This is a genomic window from Actinoplanes sp. L3-i22, from assembly GCF_019704555.1.
In the GTDB taxonomy this organism is placed as follows: Bacteria; Actinomycetota; Actinomycetes; order Mycobacteriales; family Micromonosporaceae; genus Actinoplanes.
Window position 1 is genome coordinate 3803525 of record NZ_AP024745.1, and the last position, 19787, is coordinate 3823311.

Below are 19787 nucleotides of genomic sequence, written 5' to 3' on the forward strand. Positions count from 1 at the left end.
GAAGGCCTTTCAAAAGATTATATTGCCTTTCCCATACGGTGTGGGCGCTGGCAGGATGAGCCCTATGCGCCGTATTTCTGAACGAATCTCCGGCATCGCGGAATCCGCCACGCTGGCCGTCGACGCCAAAGCAAAAGCCCTGCGCGCCGCCGGTCGGCCGGTGATCGGATTCGGGGCCGGGGAGCCCGATTTCCCCACGCCGGAGCACATCGTCGAGGCCGCGATCGAGGCCTGTCGCGACCCGCGGAACCACAAGTACACGCCGGCCGGCGGGCTGCCCGAGCTGCGCGAGGCGATCGCCCGCCAGTCCGGCCACCCGGTCGAGCCCAGTCAGGTGATCGTCACGAACGGCGGCAAGCAGGGCGTCTACCAGGCGTTCGCCGCGCTGCTCGACCCGGGCGACGAGGTGCTGATCCCGGCGCCGTTCTGGACCACCTACCCGGAGGCGGTCCGGCTGGCGGGCGGCGTCCCGGTCGCGGTGAACTCCGACGAGTCGACCGGCTACCTGGTGAGCGCCGACCGGCTGGAGGCCGCGCGAACCCCTCGTACCAAAGTGTTGTTGATGTGTTCTCCGTCGAACCCGACGGGCGCGGTCTATGCACGCGAGCAATTGTCGGAAATCGGCAACTGGGCCTTGGAAAATGAGCTTTTCGTCGTCACCGACGAGATTTACAAGAATTTGGTGTACGGCGACGCCCAGTTCCATTCGCTGCCCGCGCTCGTCCCCGGCCTCGCCGACCGGACGATCGTGCTCGACGGTGTGTCGAAGACGTTCGCGATGACCGGCTGGCGGGTCGGCTGGATGACCGGGCCGAAGGATCTGATCGGCGCGGCGCTGAATCTGCAGTCCCATCTGACATCGAATGTCAGCAATGTGTCGCAGGTCGCCGGGCTCGCCGCGGTGAGTGGTGACCGCACCGCCGCGGCGCGGATGCGGGCGGCTTTCGATCGGCGCCGCCGCACGATCGTCGACCTGCTGAACGACATTCCCGGGGTGGTCTGCCCGGAGCCGCAGGGCGCGTTCTACGTCTATCCGTCGGTGAAGGGGCTGCTCGGGCGTCCGTTGCGCGGCCGCATTCCGGCGACGTCCGCGGAACTCGCCGCGATCGTGCTGGACGAGGCGGAAGTGGCGGTGGTTCCCGGGGAGGCGTTCGGCACGCCGGGTTACCTGCGTTTCTCGTACGCATTGAGCGACGCCGACCTGGCCGAAGGCGTGCACCGTTTCGCGAAGCTGGTGAGCGAGGCGGGGTAAGTGACGTCCACGCCGCGCCCGCTGTCCGAGGACCCGCCGGCCCCGGTGAAGCGGCGCCGCTGGGCCCCGGTCGCGGCCGGGGCGGCGCTGGTGCTGCCGTGGAGGACGTCGCGGGCGGGCTCGGCGCCGATTACCTGATCGAGAACGATCTGCTCTACAAATCCACCGGCAAGGACTGGGCCTGGCAGGCGATCACCGGGGCGAATCCGCTGGTGTCCAGCTCCGGGAAGGTCTATCGGTGGCGGGTGCGGCCCGGGCTCGGTGGACGGCGGGTGCTGTTCGACGCGGCGACGGCGAACGGTGCCGAGGTGGGTAGCGCGGTCATTCCGGTGAAGCGGTGCTGACGCCGTACCGTCGCCAATAAAAGCGTGCCCACCTGCCGAGGGCAGGTGGGCAGCGAAGGCCGAGCCGGGAATTCAGCGTTTCTTCTTGCGGTCCCGGTCGGAGGCGATGTCCTCGGAGTACGACGCCCCGCCGTCGGATTCCTTGCGAAGCGGCCGCGCGCCGCCCTCCGGCGGACCGGCCAGGGATTGCTCACCGGCCGCGAGGTGCGGGAATTTCAGGTCGAAAGCCGGCCGCTCGGAACGGATCCGCGGCATCCGGTCGAAGTTGCGCAGCGGCGGCGGGCTGGACGTGGCCCATTCCAGCGAGTTGCCGTAACCCCACGGGTCGTCCGCGATGACCGTCTTGCCGAACTTGTAGGACTTCCACACGTTGTAGAGGAACGGCAGCGTGGCCGCGCCGAGAATGAACGAGCCGATCGACGAGATCGTGTTCAGCGTGGTGAAGCCGTCGGTCGGCAGATAGTCCGCGTAACGGCGGGGCATGCCCTGGGTGCCGACCCAGTGCTGCACCAGGAACGTCATGTGGAAGCCGATGAACGTCAGCCAGAAGTGCAGCTTGCCGAGGCGTTCGTCGAGCATCCGGCCGAACATCTTCGGAAACCAGAAGTAGATGCCGGCGAAGACCGCGAACACGATCGTGCCGAACAGTACGTAGTGGAAGTGCGCCACCACGAAATACGAGTCGGAGACGTGGAAGTCCATCGGCGGCGAGGCCAGGATGATGCCGGAGAGGCCACCGAAGAGGAACGTCACCAGGAAGCCGATCGCCCACACCATCGGCGTCTCGAAACTGACCTGGCCGCGCCACATGGTGCCGATCCAGGTGAAGAACTTCATGCCGGTCGGCACGCCGATCATGAAGGTGAGGAAGCTGAAGAACGGCAGCAGCACCTGGCCGGTGGCATACATGTGGTGCGCCCAGACGCTCATCGACAGGGCGGCGATCGCAATGGTCGCGCCGACCAGGCCCTTGTAGCCGAAGAGCGGTTTCCGGCTGAACACCGGAATGACTTCGGTGATGATGCCGAAGAACGGCAGGGCGATGATGTACACCTCGGGATGACCGAAGAACCAGAACAGATGCTGCCAGAGCATCGGGCCGCCGGTGTCGACGTCGAACACGTGCGCGCCGAGCACCCGGTCGGCCGCGAGCGCGAACAGCGCGGCCGCGAAGAACGGGAACACCATGATCGCCAGCAGGGCGGTGACCAGCATGTTCCAGCACATGATCGGCATCCGGAACATGGTCATGCCGGGCGCGCGCAGGGTCAGGATCGTGGTGATCAGGTTGACCGAGCCGAGGATCGTGCCCAGGCCGGAGATGGCCAGGCCGACCACCCAGCAGTTGCCGCCGATGCCCGGCGAGTGCACCGAGTCGCTGAGCGGGGTGTAGGCGAACCAGCCGAAGTCGGCCGCGCCGCCCGGGGTGAAGAAGCCGCTGATCGCGATCAGCGTGCCGAACAGGTAGAGCCAGTAGGCGAACGCGTTGAGCCGCGGGAACGCGACGTCGGGGGCGCCGATCTGGATCGGGACCACGAAGTTGCCGAACGCGAACACGATCGGCGTCGCGAAGAACAGCAGCATGGCCGTGCCGTGCATGGTGAAGAGCTGGTTGAACTGCTCCGGGGACAGGATCTGCATGCCCGGGCGGGCCAGTTCGGCGCGCATCAGCAGCGCCATCACGCCACCGACCATGTAGAAGACGATCGAGGTGATCATGTACATGATCCCGATCTGCTTCGCGTCGGTGGTGCGCAGAGTCCGGCCCAGCGCGGACCCTCTGATCTGCCGGCGGACCGGATGGGGTCTGACGGGGGTCGGCCTCGGGGCGACGGTGGTCATCCAGCCTCCTCGGCTGCGCATACGGAGAACTACTGCTCACCCTCTGTTATAGGCTGCTAGTGCTTCAATTCGTGCCAGATCGGCTATTCCTCTTATGTCCGGACGGGGGAGCGGGTGCTGGAGGAGAAGGACCGTCGCGTGCTCGCGGACATCGAAGAGCGGCTCTGCGCCGGGGACCCGGCGTTCGCCCGGCGGATGCGATCGGCGCCCTGCCCGTTCCCGACGTTGTCGGTGCTGTGCGTGGTCGCGTTCCTGTCGCTGCCGTTCCTGGGGTTGTTCCTGGGACCGGGGGCGGTGCTGCTGGCGATCAACGTGACGGCGGCCGTGGTGATCCTGGTCCTGGCGTTCCGGGGGCGGCGGCGCTGGGCGGGCCCGGGGTCGCAGTGACCGATTCCGATATTGTGCGGCGATGGATGCACGGGGACGCCGGATCGAGACCTCCCGCACGCTCGGGAACCTTTGCCTGATCATCGGCTTCGGTACGGCGGCCGTGATCGGCCTGGCTTCGGTGGCGTCGGTCGCGCCCTACCTCTTTGCCATCCTGTTCGTGATGACCGGTCTCGGTCTCCGCATCGAGGCGATCGTCCTCGACGCCGGCAAGAGTTCCTGACCGAGCAGGGCCGAGCAGGGCCGGGCCGAGCCGAGCCGAGCAGGGCCGAGCCGAGCCGGGCCGGGCCGAGCCGGGCCAGGCCGAGCGGCTTGAGGCTTTAAAAGCGCTTTTATCCGGACTTATGGGCGCAGCATTGCGGAGATCAGCCGCTCGACCCGCGGGGTCAGCTCCGACTCCTCAGCCGCGGCGAGCGGCTCCACCCCCGCCGACCGCAGGATCGTCAGCCCCAGCATCGCGGCCAGCACGAACTGCGCGTCGAGCTCGTCCGCCCCACTCAGCCGAGCCAGCCGCTCCGCGAACGAGTGCAGCGTCCCGATCCGGATCTCCTCGGCCCGCGGATCCCCGGACGAGCGCAACAGCATCATGATCCGTGTCTGATACTGCCCATCCCGCGCGTCGCTGAGGTGCCGTGCCATCACCGCCGGCAGCTGCTGGAGCGCCACCTCGTCGGTGACCGTGCGCTCCAGCTCGTCGGCGGACCCGGCCAGGCACGCCCGGAACAGCCCTTCCTTGTTGCCGAAGTACCGGGCGATCAGCGCCACGTTCACCCCGGCATCGGCGGCGATGTCCCGGATGAACGTCGCGGCGTACCCGTCCCCGGCGAAGCGCCGCCGGGCCGCTTCGAGCAGGAGCTGCTTGGTGGCGGCCGAGTCCCGACGTCTCATGTGACCACCGTAACTGATGTAATCGCTGGATGACTTAGTCGCCTTGGTCTCATAATGTCGATAAGTAATCCAGGGCTTACATCCACTCTCCCCGGGGGATCCGTGACGACAACAACCGAGCAGCGCCCACGCGTGAACTCCACGCTGCTGGTGCTCTACCTGTCCCTGGGCGGCCTGGCCTTCGCCGTCCTGCAGTCGCTGGTCGCGCCCGCGCTGTCGACCATCGCCCGGGACCTCGGGGTCTCCGCCGCCGACGGCAGCTGGGTGATCACCGCGTACCTGCTGGCGGCGTCGGTGCTCACGCCGATCCTCGGCCGCCTCGGCGACATGGTCGGCAAGCGCCGCGTCCTGATCGGCGTCCTCACCACCCTCGCCGCCGGCACGCTGCTCGCCGCCCTCGCGCCGAACCTGTCCGTGCTGATCGTCGCCCGGGTCCTGCAGGGCGCGGCCGGCGCGATCCTCCCGCTGTCGATCGGCATCGTCCGCGACGAGCTGCCCCGGGAGAAGGTCGGCGTCATCGTCGGCCTGCTCTCCGCGATCTTCGGCATCGGCGCCGGGGTCGGCATCGTCGGCGCCGGCCCGATCGTCGAGCACCTCACCTGGCACTGGCTGTTCTGGCTGCCCCTGGTCCTGGTCGTGATCGCCCTGCTCGGCGCGATCTTCGGGATGCGCGAGTCGCCGGTCCGCACCCCGGGCCGCCTCGACTGGGCGGGTGCCGGCATCCTCTCGGTCGGCCTGGTCGCGCTGCTGCTGGCGATCAGCAAGGGCCAGAGCTGGGGCTGGGGCTCCGGCGACACGATCGGCCTGCTCGCCGCCGGTGTCGTACTGCTGGTGGTGTTCGTCCTGGTCGAGCTGCGGGTCGCCGAGCCGCTGGTGGACATGCGCCTGATGAAGCTGCGCGCGGTCTGGTCCACCGACCTGGTCGCGATGATCCTCGGCTTCGCCATGTTCGGCACGTTCCTGCTGGTCCCGACGCTGCTGCAGCTGCCCGCGGCGACCGGTTACGGCTTCGGCAAGTCGGTCTCCCAGTCCGGCCTGTTCCTGCTGCCCACGGTCGTCATGATGGTCGTCTTCGGACCGCTCGCCGGCCTGCTGTCCAAGCGTTACGGCCCGAAACTGCCGATGTTCCTCGGCACCGTCGCGGTCGTCGCCGCGTTCGCCCTGCCGGCCCTCGGGCACGGCGCGATCTGGCAGGTCCTGGCGTCCGGCGTGCTGACCGGCACCGGCATCGGCCTGTCCTTCGCGGCCATGTCGAACGCCATCATCGAGGCCGTCCCGTCCGCCCAGACCGGCGAGGCGACCAGCGTCAACACCATCGCCCGCACGATCGGCAGCAGCATCGGCACGGCCGTCGTCGCCGCGGTGATCACCTCGCACACCACGGCCCAGGGCCTGCCCACCGACGACGCGTTCACGATGGGCTTCTGGACCTGCGCCCTGGTCGGCGTCCTCGCGGTCGCCGCCGCCCTCGCGTTCCCCTCCGCCCACCGCCGCCACGAAGAGGCGGTCGCGACGGGCGTCACGGACCTTCCGGACGAGCCGGAGGAGATCCACCTCCCCCACCTGCACCACGTGGACAAGTAACCCGCCGCCCCGGGCAGCTCGGTAGCGCTGCTGCTCCGGTGATCAGAGCCTCCCCGGCAAAGTCGCCGGGGAGGCTCTGACTTTTTTGGGGGGCCGGGTTAGAGGCGGGGGTCCTCCTGGACCTTCAGGGCGTTGAGGATCGGGTCGGCTTCGTCTTTTTCTCGGGTGAAGGTGAGGGTCAGGTCGCCGCCGGTGTGGGTGACGGTGACGGTGTTCGGGTCGGCGGTCAGGGCGCCGGCCTTTGCCTGGACGTCGTGGTCGTAGAGGGCGATCTTGCCGTCCGCCAGCACGTCGAAGGCGCGCTTGCCCGGCTTGACCTTCTCGAACTCCGCGAAGTCGAGCTCGATCCGGTACGTCCCGGCCGGGGCGTTCTTGAACACGTACTTGAACGTCTCGCCGGTCCGCTGGGTGCGGTACACCGCGTCGTCCCTGGTGCCGGCGATGTCGGCACGGGTGGTGGTGACCTTGCCGCCGACGTAGTTCTGGTCGGGTGACCAGACGAAGCCGTCGGCGCCTACGGCTCCGGGGCCGCCGGCGTCGATGCCCTTCCAGTAGGCGGACGTCGCGAGGCGGACCGGTTTGAGCTGGGTGTCGCCCTTGCCGGCGTTGGACGCGACGAGCAGGTTCCCGGTGAGCACGCCGGGTTTGAGGCCGGTGTTGTCGGCCGTCACGGTGACGGTGGTGGACTTGCCGGCCGCGAGCGTGACCTTGCCGGCCCCGGTGAGGGTCAGCCACGGGAGCTCGGCCTGCTCGCTGATCTGGACGTCGAGCGGGGCGGAGCCGCTGTTGGTGACGGTGACCTTGGTGGTCGCCTTCTGGCCTTTGTCGAGCAGCCAGTCGAGGTCGCCGGCGGTGACGGTGGCGATGCCCGTGGTCAGGGCGGTGTTCCGTACCTCGGCCTGGTCTTTCTTGGTGATGGTGACCGTCTGACTGGTGGTGATGTAGTTCGGCGCCTCGATCTTCACGGTGTTCTCGCCGATCAGTGCCTGGGCCTTCCACCGGCCCTTCACATCCGTCGTGATGACTCTCTCGCCGAGTGTGACAATCGCGCCCTCGATCGGCTTGCCGTCGTTGAAGTCGGTGACCGTGCCCTCGATTGTTCCCGAGGCCGGGATGCTGTACTCCAGGCCCATGCCGGCCTTGAGGACGGGCTGGTCGACGGAGTACTGACCGGCGGGGTTGTGGTTCAGGCTCTCCACCCCGATCGTCGCCGACGACCCCTGGGTGAGCGGGTTCTCGCCGCCGACCCCGTCGCCGTAACCGATCTGGATCCGGCCGTCGGCGATCAGCGTGACCGAGAAGCTGACCCGAGCCGTCCGGTCGCTGTAGAAGGTGACGTTGCGCCACTCGACGACCTGCGCCGACACCCCGTCCACCTCGGTCGTGCCGAAGTAGATGCCCGCCTCGTCGTCGACGACCAGGTCGTCCCAGAACGGGTGGATCGCGTCGATCGGGGACGAGGACGGCAGCGCCGTGTTGTTCCCCGACGTGTCGGCGCGGTCGAAGGCCAGCGTGCCGTTGGTCGTCACGCACACGCCGTCCCAGGCGCTGTCGTAGAACGGCTGCAGGTAGCCGGCGTCGAACCACAGCGGGCCGCAGAGGTCGTCGCCGTGCCAGCCGGATTCCTGCGTGCCCTGGCGGTAGAGCCCGTCGGTCACCTTCATCGTGTACGAGCGACCGGCGGGAGCCACCGGGACGGGACCCGGGTCCGGCTGCTCGGGCTGTTCCTCCGGCGGCGCCGCGTCGGCGCGCGGGTCGAGCGTCACCCGCAGCGCCGCGATGCTCGGGGGCTTCAGGCCCTTCGAGCCGCGCAGCTCCACGGTCAGCGGACCGCCCGCGTGCGTGATGACGGCCTTGCGCCAGTCGGCGGTGTCCGGCCCGACGGCCGCGGTCGGATCGTAGGCGTAATCGGTCAGCGCTCCGTCCACGAGCACGTCGAACACCCGCTTGCCCCGACCTGTCCTGTCGATCTCGGCAAAACCGAGATCGATCGCGTACGTGCCCTTGGGGGCGTCCGGGAAGCGGTAGAACAGTGACTTGTCCGACGTGGTGCGCTGCGACTGGAACAGCGCGTCATCCGTCGTACGGGCAATCGGGGTTTTGGTGAAGTTGATCTTTGTCTTGCCCTGGTAGCCCCAGGACTTCTTGCTCGCGGCCTGGTCGGCGGACCAGATGAAGCCGGAGCCGTCGGTCAGCTTGGCGCCGCCGGAGTTCACGCCGACCTGGTACTTCGTGGTCGTGAGCGTCACCGGGACGTAGCTCTTGGACTGCCGGCCGGAGTCGGAGCGAACCACAATGTTCGCGCCCTGGACGCCGGGCTCGGCGCCCTTCGAGGTGATCGAGACCTGCACGGTCGTCGACTGGCCGGGGGCGAGGGTGCCACCGGTCGAGGAGAGCGACAGCCACGGCAGGTCGGTGAACAGGTCGTCCTCGACGTCGACGAGCACGACGTCGTCGGCGAGCTGGTCGACCGCCCACAGCGCCCCGGTGGCGTCGGTCTCGAGGCCGCCGCCCTGGCCGGCCTTCTGACCCGGGAACCACCACGCGTTGACCAGCGAGCAGTCGTCCGGGTCGACCTGCAGCAGGCGGGTCGGCCGGTTGGAGGTGAGGTCGGTGTACCAGATCGTGTCCGACGCCTGGTTGTAGGCCAGACCCATCACCTCGGGCAGCGGCGGGGCGCAGAAGGACAGCAGCGCGCCCGCGTTGTCGTGCGACGTGCCGGCGACGGTCCCGATCATGCCGTTCGCGCGGCCGCCGACGTAGAAGACGTCCTCGGCCGGGTTGTAGGCGAGACCGGTCAGCTGCAGCGTGGACCAGTCACCCTTGATCTGCCGCGTCTCCTTGCCGGTGTCCCGGTTGAAGCAGTGGATGTAGCTGGCCGGGCTGTCCTCCATCTGGCACATGTCACCGGTCTTGGTGTCCAGCGCCATGTCGAACGCCCGGTAGTCGGGGTTCCACGACGCGTCGAAGACCTTCCCGGTCTTCTTGCCGGTCACCGTGTAGGCGGTGTTGGTGCGCTTGTCGTAGTCGTGGACCCAGACGTCGCCGTCGTAGCCGAGGCCGGAAGGCTCCTTCTCCGCGATCGTGCCGGGGATCGGGATCCGGGTGATGACGTCGCCGCCGGCGGTCGGGCCGACCTTGGCGGCCGCCTGCGCCTCCGCGGTGCTCGACGTGGCCGGCTTGCCGTCGACGGTCGACGGCTTCATGCCGCTCGCGCCGGCCTTCCACGCGGCGAGGTCGATCTTGCTGGCCGCGCCCGTGCCGGTGCGCGCGGTGGCGCCGGCGGCGTCGAGCTCGGGGTGCCGCGCGGCCTCACCCAGGTTGTACGTGAGGGGAGCGGAGCCGTTGTTGGTCAGCGTGAGCGTGCCGGTGCCGTTCTGGCCGGTGCCCAGCAGCGCGTCCAGGCCGTCGGCCTTCAGCCCGGCGGCGCCCGTGGTCAGACGCGCGTCGATGGTGGCTTTCGCGTAGAGCTGCTTCAGCGCGAAGGGATACGTCGCGGTCGGGTAGTTCGTCGCCTCGACCGTCATGGTGTAGTCGCCGACCGGGAGCTGCCGGTGCACGATGCCGGTCCCGTTGGTGGTGACCGCCTCGACCAGCCCGTCCTTGGTGCTGAAGGAAACCTTCGCGCCGGCGACCGGCAGCCCGTCGTTCTGGTCGGCGACGGTCGCGTCCAGGTACCCGAAGTCCGGCATGTCGTAGGTGACGATCATGCCGTCGTGCAGCACCGGGGCGTGGTCGGAGAACCGGATGCCGTCGACGCCGGCCCAGCCCTGGATGCCGGTGACGGCCTGCTCGCCGGCGGTCACCGGGTCGTCGGAACCGACGCCGTCGCCGTACCCGAAGATCATCGTGCCGGAGCGGGTGAGGGTGGCCGAGAAGTTCACCGGCTCGGTGTACTCGGCCCGGGTCGGCCAGGCCCAGAGCTTGGCGTTGCGGTACTCGACGACGAACGCGTCCTCGCCGTTGACCTTGGTGGCCGCGGTGAAGACACCGCCGCCGGCGGCGAACTCGACCGGGGTCTGGACGTAGAACGGGAAGATGCCCGCACCGCCGTAGCCCGGTCCGGTGGCGCCGTCCGGAGCGATGACGCCACGCAGGCCGACGCCGAGGGTGTCGTGGGTGCCGTTGTAGAGCGCGATCGGGAACGGCAGTTTCACCGTGGCCCAGACCCCGCTGTCGAAGGTGACCGGGTCGGTGCCGCGCAGGTACTCGCCCGCGGTGACGGCGCAGCGGTAGCCGCCCTTGTCGACGACCAGCCCGACCGGGATCTCGGCCGGCTGGTTCTGCGCGCCGACGGTCAGCGGGACCGTGGTGGGGGAGAAGCAGGCGTTGGGCTGGACGGCCAGGCCGTACGCGCCCTCGGGGACAGCGGCGATCGTGAAGGCGCCGTCGGCGTCTGTCCGTACCGTCTTCAGGGGGGTGTCCTTGACGGTGACGTCGGCGTTCGGGACCGGCCGCTTCTGGTCGTCGACGACCCGGCCGCTGATGTCGTGCTTCGCGGCGGCGGTCAGCGGCAACGTGACGGCGGTGTCCTCGCCGAGGCTGATCGTGACGGTGGCCGTCGCGGTCAGGTAGCCGAAGACCTTGGTGGTGAGCTGGTAGTCACCGGCCGGCAGGCTCGTGGTGAACCGGCCGTCCTGATCGGTGCCGATCGACCGGCTGAACGGGCCGCTGATCGTCACGTCGGCCGCCGGGACCGGGGCGCCGCCGGCGGTGACCACACCGGTGAGGGTGCCGCCCTTGCGGGGCGCGAGCGCCAGCAGGCGGACCAGGTCGAGCCGGCCCTCGCCGTACTTGTTGTTGATCTCGGCGGTGCCGCCGCACTCGGTGTCGTCGACGTCCACGGCCGACTCGCCCAGCAGGCGCCGGGTCTCGTCGACCTGCCCGATCAGGGTCGGGTCGTAGCTCCAGAGGTCGGCGACGGCGCCGGCGATGTGCGGCGCCGCCATCGACGTGCCGGACATCTCGATGTAGCTGTTGTTCGGGTACGACGAGCGGACGGCGTCACCCGGAGCGGAGATCTCGGGCTTGATCTTGCCGCCCTCGCCCTCGCCCTTGCGGGAGAACGACGCGAGCGTGCCGTCCGACGAGTAGGCGCCGACGGAGTACGCGTCCTCGGCCGAGCCGGGCGAGGAGACGCTGTCGCAGTCCGCGTACGGCGAGGTGTTCCCGGACGACCAGACGCTGAAGATGCCCGCCGCGGTCCAGGCCTCGTCGACGGCCTGGAAGAAGTTGTCGAAGTTGTGCTCGACGGTCTGACCCCACGAGTTGTTGACCACGTGCGGGCGCTTGGCCGGATCGGGGTTGTTCCCCTGCAGGTCGGTCGGGGCGAGCAGCCACCAGCCGGACCGCAGCAGCGACTCGACGCCGGTGCTGTCGCAGCAGCCGTTCGTCGCGATCCACTGCGCGTCCGGTGCGACGCCGATGTGGTCGGCGCCGTCGGAGCCGACCATGGTGCCCATGGTGTGCGTGCCGTGGCCGTTGTCGTCGCAGGGCGCGCCGGTGCACGAGCCGCGGGTGGCCATCCAGTTGTAGTTGTGGTCGACGGTGCCGTCCGGCTTCGTGCCCCGGTACTGGTGCAGCAGGGCCGGGTGGTCGAACTGCACGCCCGAGTCGAGGTTGGACACGGTGATGCCGGCGCCGGTGGCGCCCATCGCCCAGGCCTGCGGGGCGTGGATGGACTCCAGTCCCCAGGTGACGGTCTGGTCCTCGGCGGCCCTCGACGCGGCGGGGGCCTTTTCGTCCACCGGCGTGACGAGCGCGACCTGCGGCGTGGTGTGGATCTCGGCGACCTGCACGCGGGACGCCACGGTCAGGGCGAGCTTCTCGGTGCCGCCCTTGACGAGTACGGCGTTGGCGATCGGGTATGAGGTGTACTTGACGCCGGCCCGGTCGAGGTCGGGGGAGACGGATGCCACCGAGGTCTTCGCCGCCGCGGTCAGCGCGTCGTAGACGAACCTGCCACGGGCGGTCCAGTCGGCGATCTTCTTCGCCGGGGCGAGGTCGGCCTTGGCGGCGAAGGTGATCCAGAAGTCGGCGGACGGCTGCGTACGGAATCGGTCGGTCAGGTCGGACGCGATCTTGCCGGCCGGTGTGCCGGGATCGGGCGCCGCGGACGCCGGTAGTTGCTGGAGCATGCTCAGGCCGGCCGCGATGGCCAGCGAAGCCGCGAGGGTCTTGAGTCTCATGGGGGTCTCTTCCGCCTACAGGGGTTGGTAGGGGTCGTGGCTCTCGTCGTCGGCGTCGCCGGCGCTGTCGTGGGGCTCGAGAGGTGGCGGTTCCTCGACGGGCGCGGAGTCGTCACGCGCGACGGGTGGCTCAGACATGCATCGGCAACTGGCTATGGATCATGTGGCCATGCTCGGGCGGGACGAGGGGCCTTAGCTATCCGGCGGATACGTCAAACATCACGGCTCGGCGAAGACGCCGGCCTCGACGGCCTTGACCGCGAGGGCGGTCCGGGAGTTCACCTGCAGCTTGCGCATCGCCGCGCGCAGCTGCTGGTCCACCGTGGCCGGGGACTTGGACAGGATCCGGCTGATCTCCCGGTTCGTCTTGCCGGCGACGACCAGCTGGACCACGTCGAGCTCGCGCGGGGAGAGCTGGTCGCCGTACCCGCGCCGGCCGCCGCGCCACAGTCGCGGGACCTCGGCGCCGTGCTCGCGCAGCCGCTGGGCGACCCGGTCCGCGTCGCCGCGGGCGCCCAGCCGGAACAGCTGCTCGTACTGCTCGGCCAGCAGCTCGCGGCCCGGCTCGATCGAGCCCTGCGCGAGGAGCGCCTCGGCCTGGCGCTCGCGGGCGCGCATGGCGTCGTAGGGGCGGGGCAACGCGCTCCAGGCACGCGCCGCCCGGCCATGGGCCGTCGCCGCCCGGGCGTGGTCGCCGGCCGCGTCGAGCAGCAGGGCCCGGCACACCGCGAGCGCGGCGCGCGGCGCGGGCGCCGTGCGGCCACGCAGCCCCCGGGCGAACTGGTCGACCAGGCGGGTCGCGGCCGCCGGCTCGCCTTCGGCCAGGAGCGCCTCGATCCGGGCCGGAACAAGATCTGCGGCCCAGACCCAAATTCCCTTTCGCCGTACGGTGTCCAACGGCTCGTCGGTGATCCGCAACGCCCGGCGGCTGTTCCCGTCGGTCAGCCACAGCCGGGCCAGCGCGGCGGCGGCCTCCATCGTGTCGTCGGCCGCGCCGAGCCGGGCCGACTCCTCCAGGACCAGCCGGAACTGCTCCTCCGCGGCGCGCCGCCGGCCGGCCGTGGCGGCCAGCCGAGCGGCGAGGCGAATGCTGCCGAGGTAGTGGGCCGGCCGGTCCCGGTCGGCCTCGGCGAGGGCCACGGCCGTCTCCGCGAGACCGTCCCACCGGCCGGTGTGCCACGCCAGGTTGGCCTGTTCGAGCCGGACGTTGTGCTGCAACCGGGACGCCTGCTCGGCCTCGGCGAGGCGCATGGCCACGGCGAGGTGCTCCTCGGCGTCGGCGTACCGGCCCCAGATCAGCGCGCCGGTGCCGATGTTCACGTGGATCCGGGCCACGTCGAGCCGCTCCGCCGCCGTGGTGCCGTCGACCGGCAGGCCGGCGACGACGTCCCAGGCCTCCTCCTCGCCCAGCATGAGCAGGGCGGCGGCCCGGTTCCCGGCCAGGTTCAGCCGCTGCGCGGGGGAGTCGATCCGGTCGGTCAGCGCGGCGGCGCGATCCAGCCAGCGCCGGTGCGTCGAGGCCGGCCACGGCCCCGCGTACGCCCAGCCGAGGTAGGTCATCGCCCGGGCCGCCTCGACCGGGTCGTGGTCGAGGTTGGTCACCGCCTGCTCCAGCTCGCTGAGGGCGGCCTGCGCCTCGCCCCCGGTGATCAGGAGCCGGCCCAGGGGGTTGCGGATCTCGGCCTGCTGGCGGGCGGAGAGGCCGGGGGTGTCCAGCACCGAGCGCAGGGTCCGGATCACCCGGTGGTAGACCGCGTCGACCGGTTCCCGGCGGCCCAGCGCGGCGACGCCGGCGATGCGCGCGACCCGCGCCCGGTCCGCCGGCGGCAGCACGGCCCGGGACAGCAGATCGACCAGCAGGTCGACGGCCTTGGTGTGGTCCCCCGAGGCGATGGCCAGCTCGGCGCCCTGCTCGGCGTAGCGCGCCCAGGATGCCGTCTCGCCGGCCTCGCGGAAGTGGTGGGCGAGGCGGGCCACCGGCGGCGGACTCAGGTGTTCCAGGGCCCGGCCGGCCAGCAGGTGGAGGTGCCGGCGGTCGATCAGCGGGATCGCCTCGTAGACGGCGGTGGCGGCCAGCACGTGCCGGAAGCGCCACCGGTCGCGGTCGTCGCCGTCCAGGACACCGGCGGTGGCGGCCTCCACGATGGCGCCCCGGCACGCGTCGGGGGACAGGCCGGCGGTCATCGCGATCGTCGCCACCGAGGACGGCTCGGCCAGCGTGGCCGCCGCGCGCAACGCCTGCTGTGCGGCCGGCGACAGCCGGCTCACCCGCTCCCGGGTGGAGTCGCGCACCGTCGGCGGGACCCGGAGCTCGCGCAGCTTCAGCCGGACCCACTGCCCGTCGCGGAAGACCAGGTCGGCCCGGTCGCACATGAGGCGGACCGACTCCTCCACGGCCAGCGGGACGCCGCCGGTCCGGTCGTGCATGAACGTGGTGAACTCCTGCGAGATCGGGTTGCCGTCCAGCATCGAGGAGACCAGCGCCGCCGTGTCGCCGGGTGGCATCGGCGCCAGGGCGATCCGCAGCTGGGTCACGCCGGCCGGCAACCGGGACGTCAGCCGCAGCAGCAGCGAGCCGTCGCCGACCTCCTCCGGCCGGTAGGAGATCACCAGGCTGGGCCCGTCGGACCGCTGCCGGGAGCTGACGAACAGCAGGAACTCGCAGGTCACCTCGTCGGCCCAGTGCGCGTCCTCGAGCACGAGGACGTCGACGCGCAGCGCCCGCAGCAACTCGTGCAGGGCCCGGAACAGGCGGTGCCGGGCCGCCTTCGCGTCGTCCAGGGGCGGCAGGGCGGGCGGCAGATGCGCGGACCATTCCGGGAACAGTGGCCGTAACGCGCCCGCCAGCTCGGTGAGCCGGAGGCCCGCCATCGGATGCTCGATCCCGAGGAACGCGTCGACGATCGGCCCCAGCGTCAGCGACTCACGAAGCGGCGGGCACACCGACACCAGGGCGGTGTGCCGGTCCGGCGCGGCCAGCCACTCGCGCAGCAGCCGGCTCTTGCCGATCCCGGCCTCGCCCTCCACCAGCACGATCGCCGGTGGCCGGGCCAGCGCGTCGCGCAGCGCCGCCATCTCCCGATCGCGGCCGACGAAACGCGGCGTGGAAACGGGCGACGCATCGAGCATGCGCGATGATCTCGCTTTTCGGCCTCCCGGCACAAGACCGTCGTGGCACCCACGTTCCCGGCTGGCGCTTACGGCTCTTTTCCGGCCAGGAAAGGACCGTGAGTGCCAGCCGGGACCGCGAGGCGCGGCTGGGCCCTGACCCGATGACCGGCTCGCGTGGTCCTTTGAAACCGTGACCACCCGCGGACGTCGCCCTGGAGGGGCTCGCGTTCTGGGCGCGCAGCGCCCTGCGAGGCCCGGAAGGGTCCCCGCGGGAGCGACGATCAGTTATTGGCCGCAGCCGAGGCAAAAAAGATCTTTAAGTTGATCTTTCAGGCGTCGGTGTCGGCCTGCCAGAGGTCCGGGCCGAACATCTCGTACTGGATGTCGCGCGGGGCGACGCCGCGTTCCAGCAGCGTGCCGCGCACCATCTCGAGGAACGGCAGCGGCCCGCACAGGTAGTACAGCGCGCGTTTCGGCCGGGGCACCTCGCCGAGGTCGAGGGTGCCGCTGTGCGCCGAGGTGACCGGCAGGGTTTCCGGGCCGCCGTGCTCGTACCAGACGTGCAGCTCGGATTTGGGCAGGTGGGCGAGGTCGTCGACGATCTGGCGGCGGAGCGGGAAGGTGGCCTCGCTGGTGTCGGCGTGCAGCAGCATGACCGGCAGGCGGGAGCCGGCGGCCACCAGGTGGGAAATCATGCCGGCCATCGGGGTGACACCGATGCCCGCGGAGATGAAGATGACCGGCCGGCCGCTGTCGTCGAGGACCACGTCGCCGTACGGGATGCTGAGGGTCAGCTCGTCGCCGGGCTGGACGTGGTCGTGCAGGAAGTTGGAGACCTCGCCGTCGCGTTTGACCGCGAAGTACCGGTGCTCGCCGTCGTCGGCCCGGATCAGGCTGTACTGCCGCGGCTGCCGGTTGCCGTCCGGCATCGGCGCCTGGACCGTCACGTACTGGCCGGGCAGGGACGTCTTGACCAGGCGATCGTCCATCCGGCGCATGACGAAGACGACCACGTCCCCGGTCTCGTTGATCTTCTCGGCGACCCGCCAGCGCCGCCAGACCCGTTCCGCGGTGACGCCGCGCGCCGAGTAGAGGCCGCGCTCCCGGTTGATCAGCGCGTAGGCCATCAACCAGTACACCTCGTCCCAGGCCAGCAGCGTCTCGGGGGTGATCAGCGGCCCGAGCACGTCCCGCATCGCCCACATCAGGTGTTCGTGCACGATCTGGTACTGCTCGGGACGGATGCCGAGCGACGCGTGCTTGTGCGCGACCCGGGTGAGCAGCCGGCCGGGCAGCCGCCCCGGGTTGGTGACCAGGGCCTCGGCGAAGACGATCACCGACAGGGCGAGCGACTTGGGCTGGCTGCCCTCGGCATGGTGACCGCGATTGAACACCCCGTCGTGCAGCTCGGGGTGCGCCTCGAACATGTGCGCGTAGAAGCGTTCGGCGATCGTGTGAATGTTCGCGCCGACGGTCGGAAGGGTCTGCTGGACGAGCGGCCGAGCGGTCTTGGACAGCACAGACCGACGATAATCGCAGCTCAGGCCGCCTCGACGGGGATCCGGGCAAGCCGCCGGTAACCGACCTGCCAGAGCGCCAGCATCAGCAGGCCGCCGACCAGCACCCAGGCCGCCAGATGCCCGCCGAACGCGCCGAGCAGGACCGCGCCGGCGGCGGCCGGCAGGGCCCAGCCGAGCGTCCACCGGCGGGCCGCGCCGGAGAACCCGATCGGGCCCGCGACCAGGTAATACATCGCCGCGCCGCCGCACAGCACCCAGCGGATGCTCGCGCCGGCGTGCTCGGACTCGCCGGCCAGGCCGCCCAGTCCGGCGGCGATCGCGACGATCGCGGCGGTGGTCAGGTAGTGCGCCGGCATGGTCAGCCGCAGTGCCCGCGACAGCGCGCCGGAGAGCGGCACCGCGGCCGAGCCGTACTGCAGGGTCAGCCACCAGAGGGCGACGAGAAGACCGAAACCGATCAAACCCAGGGCCCAGATTTCGTACGACCAGTGCGCCACCCCGGCAGCCGAGTTCACCAGCTGGGCGACCGCCTCCCCGAGCACGATGATCACGAAGAGTCCCAGCCGTTCGCCGAGGTGCGGGCGGTCCGCCGCGGCGGCCTGCGGAGCCGGGTCGGCCTCGTGCCAGGGCGCGAACCGGCGGACCAGCCGGGTCGTCCACCGGCGCTGGTCGCGCTCGTAGTCGCGGCGCTCGGCGGCCAGCAGCCGCTCCGGCGAGCGTGAGGCCAGCAGCGAGAACCCGACGTCGAAGACGATGCCGAGCGCCCACAGCCAGTACCGCGCGGGCGTGCCGAAGCCGAGCGAGGCGATCCACGGGATCAGGCCGAGCGCCTGGTGCACGCCGGGCCACTCGGTCATCACCTCGTTCTCCCGCTTCCAGGACGCGATCGCGAGCATCCGGCAGGCGACGTACGCGATGATGAACGGCTGCGGCCGGTCGTGCTCGGCCAGCTGCGGCACCGAGGCGGCCATCACCGCGATGCCGAACATCGCGGCCAGCATGGTGACCAGCCGGGTCTGCGTGGCCGCGACGTTGGCGTAGAGGGTGAAGCCGGTCCAGACGCTCCACATCGCGTAGTAGAGCACCGCGAAGATCAGCAGCCGCCGCCCGTCCGGCTCGGCGTGCAGCAGGTGGGCGAGCTGTGCCACGGCGGCCACGATCACCAGGTCGAAGAAGAGCTCCAGCCAGGTGGCGTGCCGCTCCTCGGCGGCCGTTTGCGACATGGCCGGAAATCTATCCTTCGGCGGCCGCCATCGTGGGGGCCGGGGCCGGGGCCTTTCCGGGGAGCAGGACGGAGAGCGCGACGGCGACCGCGGTGAAGCCGATCGACCACCAGAACGCGGTGTCGAACGCGGTGACCAGCGAGCCGGTCCGCCGCGCCGTGCTGGCCAGGATGACGGTCAGCAGCGCCACCCCGACCGAGCCGCCGACCTGCTGGCCGATCCGCAGCACGATGCTGGCGTGCGGGACCCGTTCCCGGTCCAGGCCGACGAAGGCGACCGTCATCAGCGGGATCACCACCATGCCCAGCCCGAGGCCGCGGACGAACAGGGCGACCAGCAGCGGCCAGGTCGCGGTGTCCGCCCCGACGAACCCGAACGGCACGGTGGCCAGCCCGGTCAGCGCGAACCCGAGCAGCGCCACGCCGCGCCCGCCGACCCGGTCCAGCAGCCGGCTCGCGACCGAGCGGCTCAGCAGCGAGCCGACGCCCTGCGGGATCAGCAGCAGGCCGGCGCCGAGCGCGTCCGCGCCGCGGACCTCCTGCCAGTAGAGCGGGAGCAGGATCATCGCGCCGTAGAGCGCGGCGCCGGAGAGGAACATCAGCGCGGTCGACGCCCAGGTCGGCCGGGAGCGCAGCACCGCCAGGTCGACCAGCGCGGTGTCCGGCCGGCGCACCGCCCAGAGCACGAACGCGACCAGCAGCGCCGCCCCGCCGAGCATCGGGACCAGCGCGCCGGCGCTCGCGAAGCCGTGCTCGCCGGACACCTTGGACAGGCCGTAGAGCAGGGCGACCAGCGCGGGGGAGAGCAGCACCAGGCCGACCACGTCGAGACGGATGCGCCGGCCCGGCTCGTCGGCCGGGATCAGCCGGACCGCGAGGGCCAGGCCGATCAGGCAGAGCGGCACGTTCACCAGGAACAGCCAGCGCCAGCTGCCGGCGCCGAGGATCAGCCCGCCGATCACCGGGCCGAGGATCGGCCCGAGCGCGGCCGGCAGCGCGACCAGCGACATCAGCCGGCCGATGTCCTTACCCCGGACCTGCTGCATGATCATGGTCATCATCAGCGGCATCATCGCGCCGCCGCCGAGGCCCTGCAGGACCCGGAAGCCGATCAGGCTCGGCGCGTCCCAGGCGAACGAGCAGAGCACCGAGCCGAGCAGGAACACGGTCAGCGCCGCGATCCACAGCCGCTTGCCGCCGAGGCGGCTCTGCAGCCAGCCGACCACCGGGATGACCACGCCCAGGGCCAGCAGGTACGCCGTGCTCACCCACTGGATGGTGGCGACGTCGGCGTGCAGGTCGGTGGCGAGCTCGTGCAGCGCCACGCTGACGATCGTCGAGTCGAGGATGACCGTGATGCCGCCGGCGAGCACCGCGATCGCGGTGCGCAGGGCTGTCGGGTCGATGCGGGATTCGGACATCGTGCGCCGCCTTAAGGTACGCGTGCGT

At 70.7% G+C, this 19787-nt stretch carries 12 protein-coding genes; 5 read left to right on the forward strand and 7 right to left on the reverse strand.

From position 1 onward, the window contains the following. Nucleotides 1-64 precede the first annotated feature (64 nt). Both L3i22_RS16825 and L3i22_RS16830 read left to right on the forward strand, forming a co-directional pair. Nucleotides 65-1252, forward strand: coding sequence for a pyridoxal phosphate-dependent aminotransferase (locus L3i22_RS16825; protein ID WP_221327907.1), 1188 nt, complete (start codon nucleotides 65-67; stop codon nucleotides 1250-1252). Between the two features lie 98 nt (nucleotides 1253-1350). Then, nucleotides 1351-1596, forward strand: a complete 246-nt coding sequence (locus L3i22_RS16830) for a hypothetical protein (RefSeq protein WP_221327908.1) — start codon at nucleotides 1351-1353, stop codon at nucleotides 1594-1596. A 72-nt stretch (nucleotides 1597-1668) separates the two neighbouring features. Here the strand turns inward: L3i22_RS16830 and ctaD are convergent, their stop codons facing one another. Beyond that, nucleotides 1669-3438, reverse strand: coding sequence for a cytochrome c oxidase subunit I (gene ctaD / locus L3i22_RS16835; RefSeq protein ID WP_221327909.1), 1770 nt, complete (start codon nucleotides 3436-3438; stop codon nucleotides 1669-1671). 114 nt (nucleotides 3439-3552) lie between these two features. On the opposite strand from ctaD, the gene L3i22_RS16840 reads away from it, so the two are divergent. Next, nucleotides 3553-3825: a DUF3040 domain-containing protein gene (locus tag L3i22_RS16840; RefSeq protein ID WP_221327910.1), complete on the forward strand. Its 273-nt coding sequence runs from the start codon at nucleotides 3553-3555 to the stop codon at nucleotides 3823-3825. A gap of 22 nt (nucleotides 3826-3847) precedes the next feature. Next, the gene (locus L3i22_RS16845) at nucleotides 3848-4048 is read left to right on the forward strand and encodes a hypothetical protein (RefSeq protein ID WP_221327911.1); all 201 of its coding nucleotides are present in this window, start codon (nucleotides 3848-3850) and stop codon (nucleotides 4046-4048) included. A gap of 119 nt (nucleotides 4049-4167) precedes the next feature. On the opposite strand, the gene L3i22_RS16850 is transcribed toward L3i22_RS16845, so the two are convergent. Next, the gene (locus L3i22_RS16850; protein ID WP_255658306.1) at nucleotides 4168-4713 is read right to left on the reverse strand and encodes a TetR family transcriptional regulator; all 546 of its coding nucleotides are present in this window, start codon (nucleotides 4711-4713) and stop codon (nucleotides 4168-4170) included. Between the two features lie 132 nt (nucleotides 4714-4845). Between L3i22_RS16850 and L3i22_RS16855 the strand changes: the two genes are divergently transcribed. Beyond that, the gene (locus L3i22_RS16855; RefSeq protein WP_255658307.1) at nucleotides 4846-6297 is read left to right on the forward strand and encodes an MFS transporter; all 1452 of its coding nucleotides are present in this window, start codon (nucleotides 4846-4848) and stop codon (nucleotides 6295-6297) included. 98 nt (nucleotides 6298-6395) lie between these two features. On the opposite strand, the gene L3i22_RS16860 is transcribed toward L3i22_RS16855, so the two are convergent. The 5 genes from L3i22_RS16860 to L3i22_RS16880 form a co-directional block, all read right to left on the reverse strand. Beyond that, nucleotides 6396-12485 carry a S8 family serine peptidase gene (locus tag L3i22_RS16860; RefSeq protein ID WP_221327913.1) on the reverse strand — a complete coding sequence of 2030 codons (6090 nt, stop codon included), beginning with the start codon at nucleotides 12483-12485 and terminating at the stop codon, nucleotides 6396-6398. A 219-nt stretch (nucleotides 12486-12704) separates the two neighbouring features. Continuing rightward, nucleotides 12705-15614 (reverse strand): AAA family ATPase, encoded by a 2910-nt coding sequence (locus L3i22_RS54340; protein ID WP_221327914.1) that lies wholly within the window; start codon nucleotides 15612-15614, stop codon nucleotides 12705-12707. A gap of 311 nt (nucleotides 15615-15925) precedes the next feature. Then, on the reverse strand, nucleotides 15926-17116 hold the full coding sequence (locus L3i22_RS16870; RefSeq protein WP_221327915.1) for a globin domain-containing protein: 1191 nt from the start codon (nucleotides 17114-17116) through the stop codon (nucleotides 15926-15928). Between the two features lie 20 nt (nucleotides 17117-17136). Beyond that, complete coding sequence (locus L3i22_RS16875) at nucleotides 17137-18339, reverse strand: low temperature requirement protein A (protein WP_221327916.1); 1203 nt, start codon at nucleotides 18337-18339, stop codon at nucleotides 17137-17139. 10 nt (nucleotides 18340-18349) lie between these two features. After that, nucleotides 18350-19759 (reverse strand): MDR family MFS transporter, encoded by a 1410-nt coding sequence (locus L3i22_RS16880; protein WP_221327917.1) that lies wholly within the window; start codon nucleotides 19757-19759, stop codon nucleotides 18350-18352. Between the last annotated feature and the right edge of the window lie 28 nt (nucleotides 19760-19787).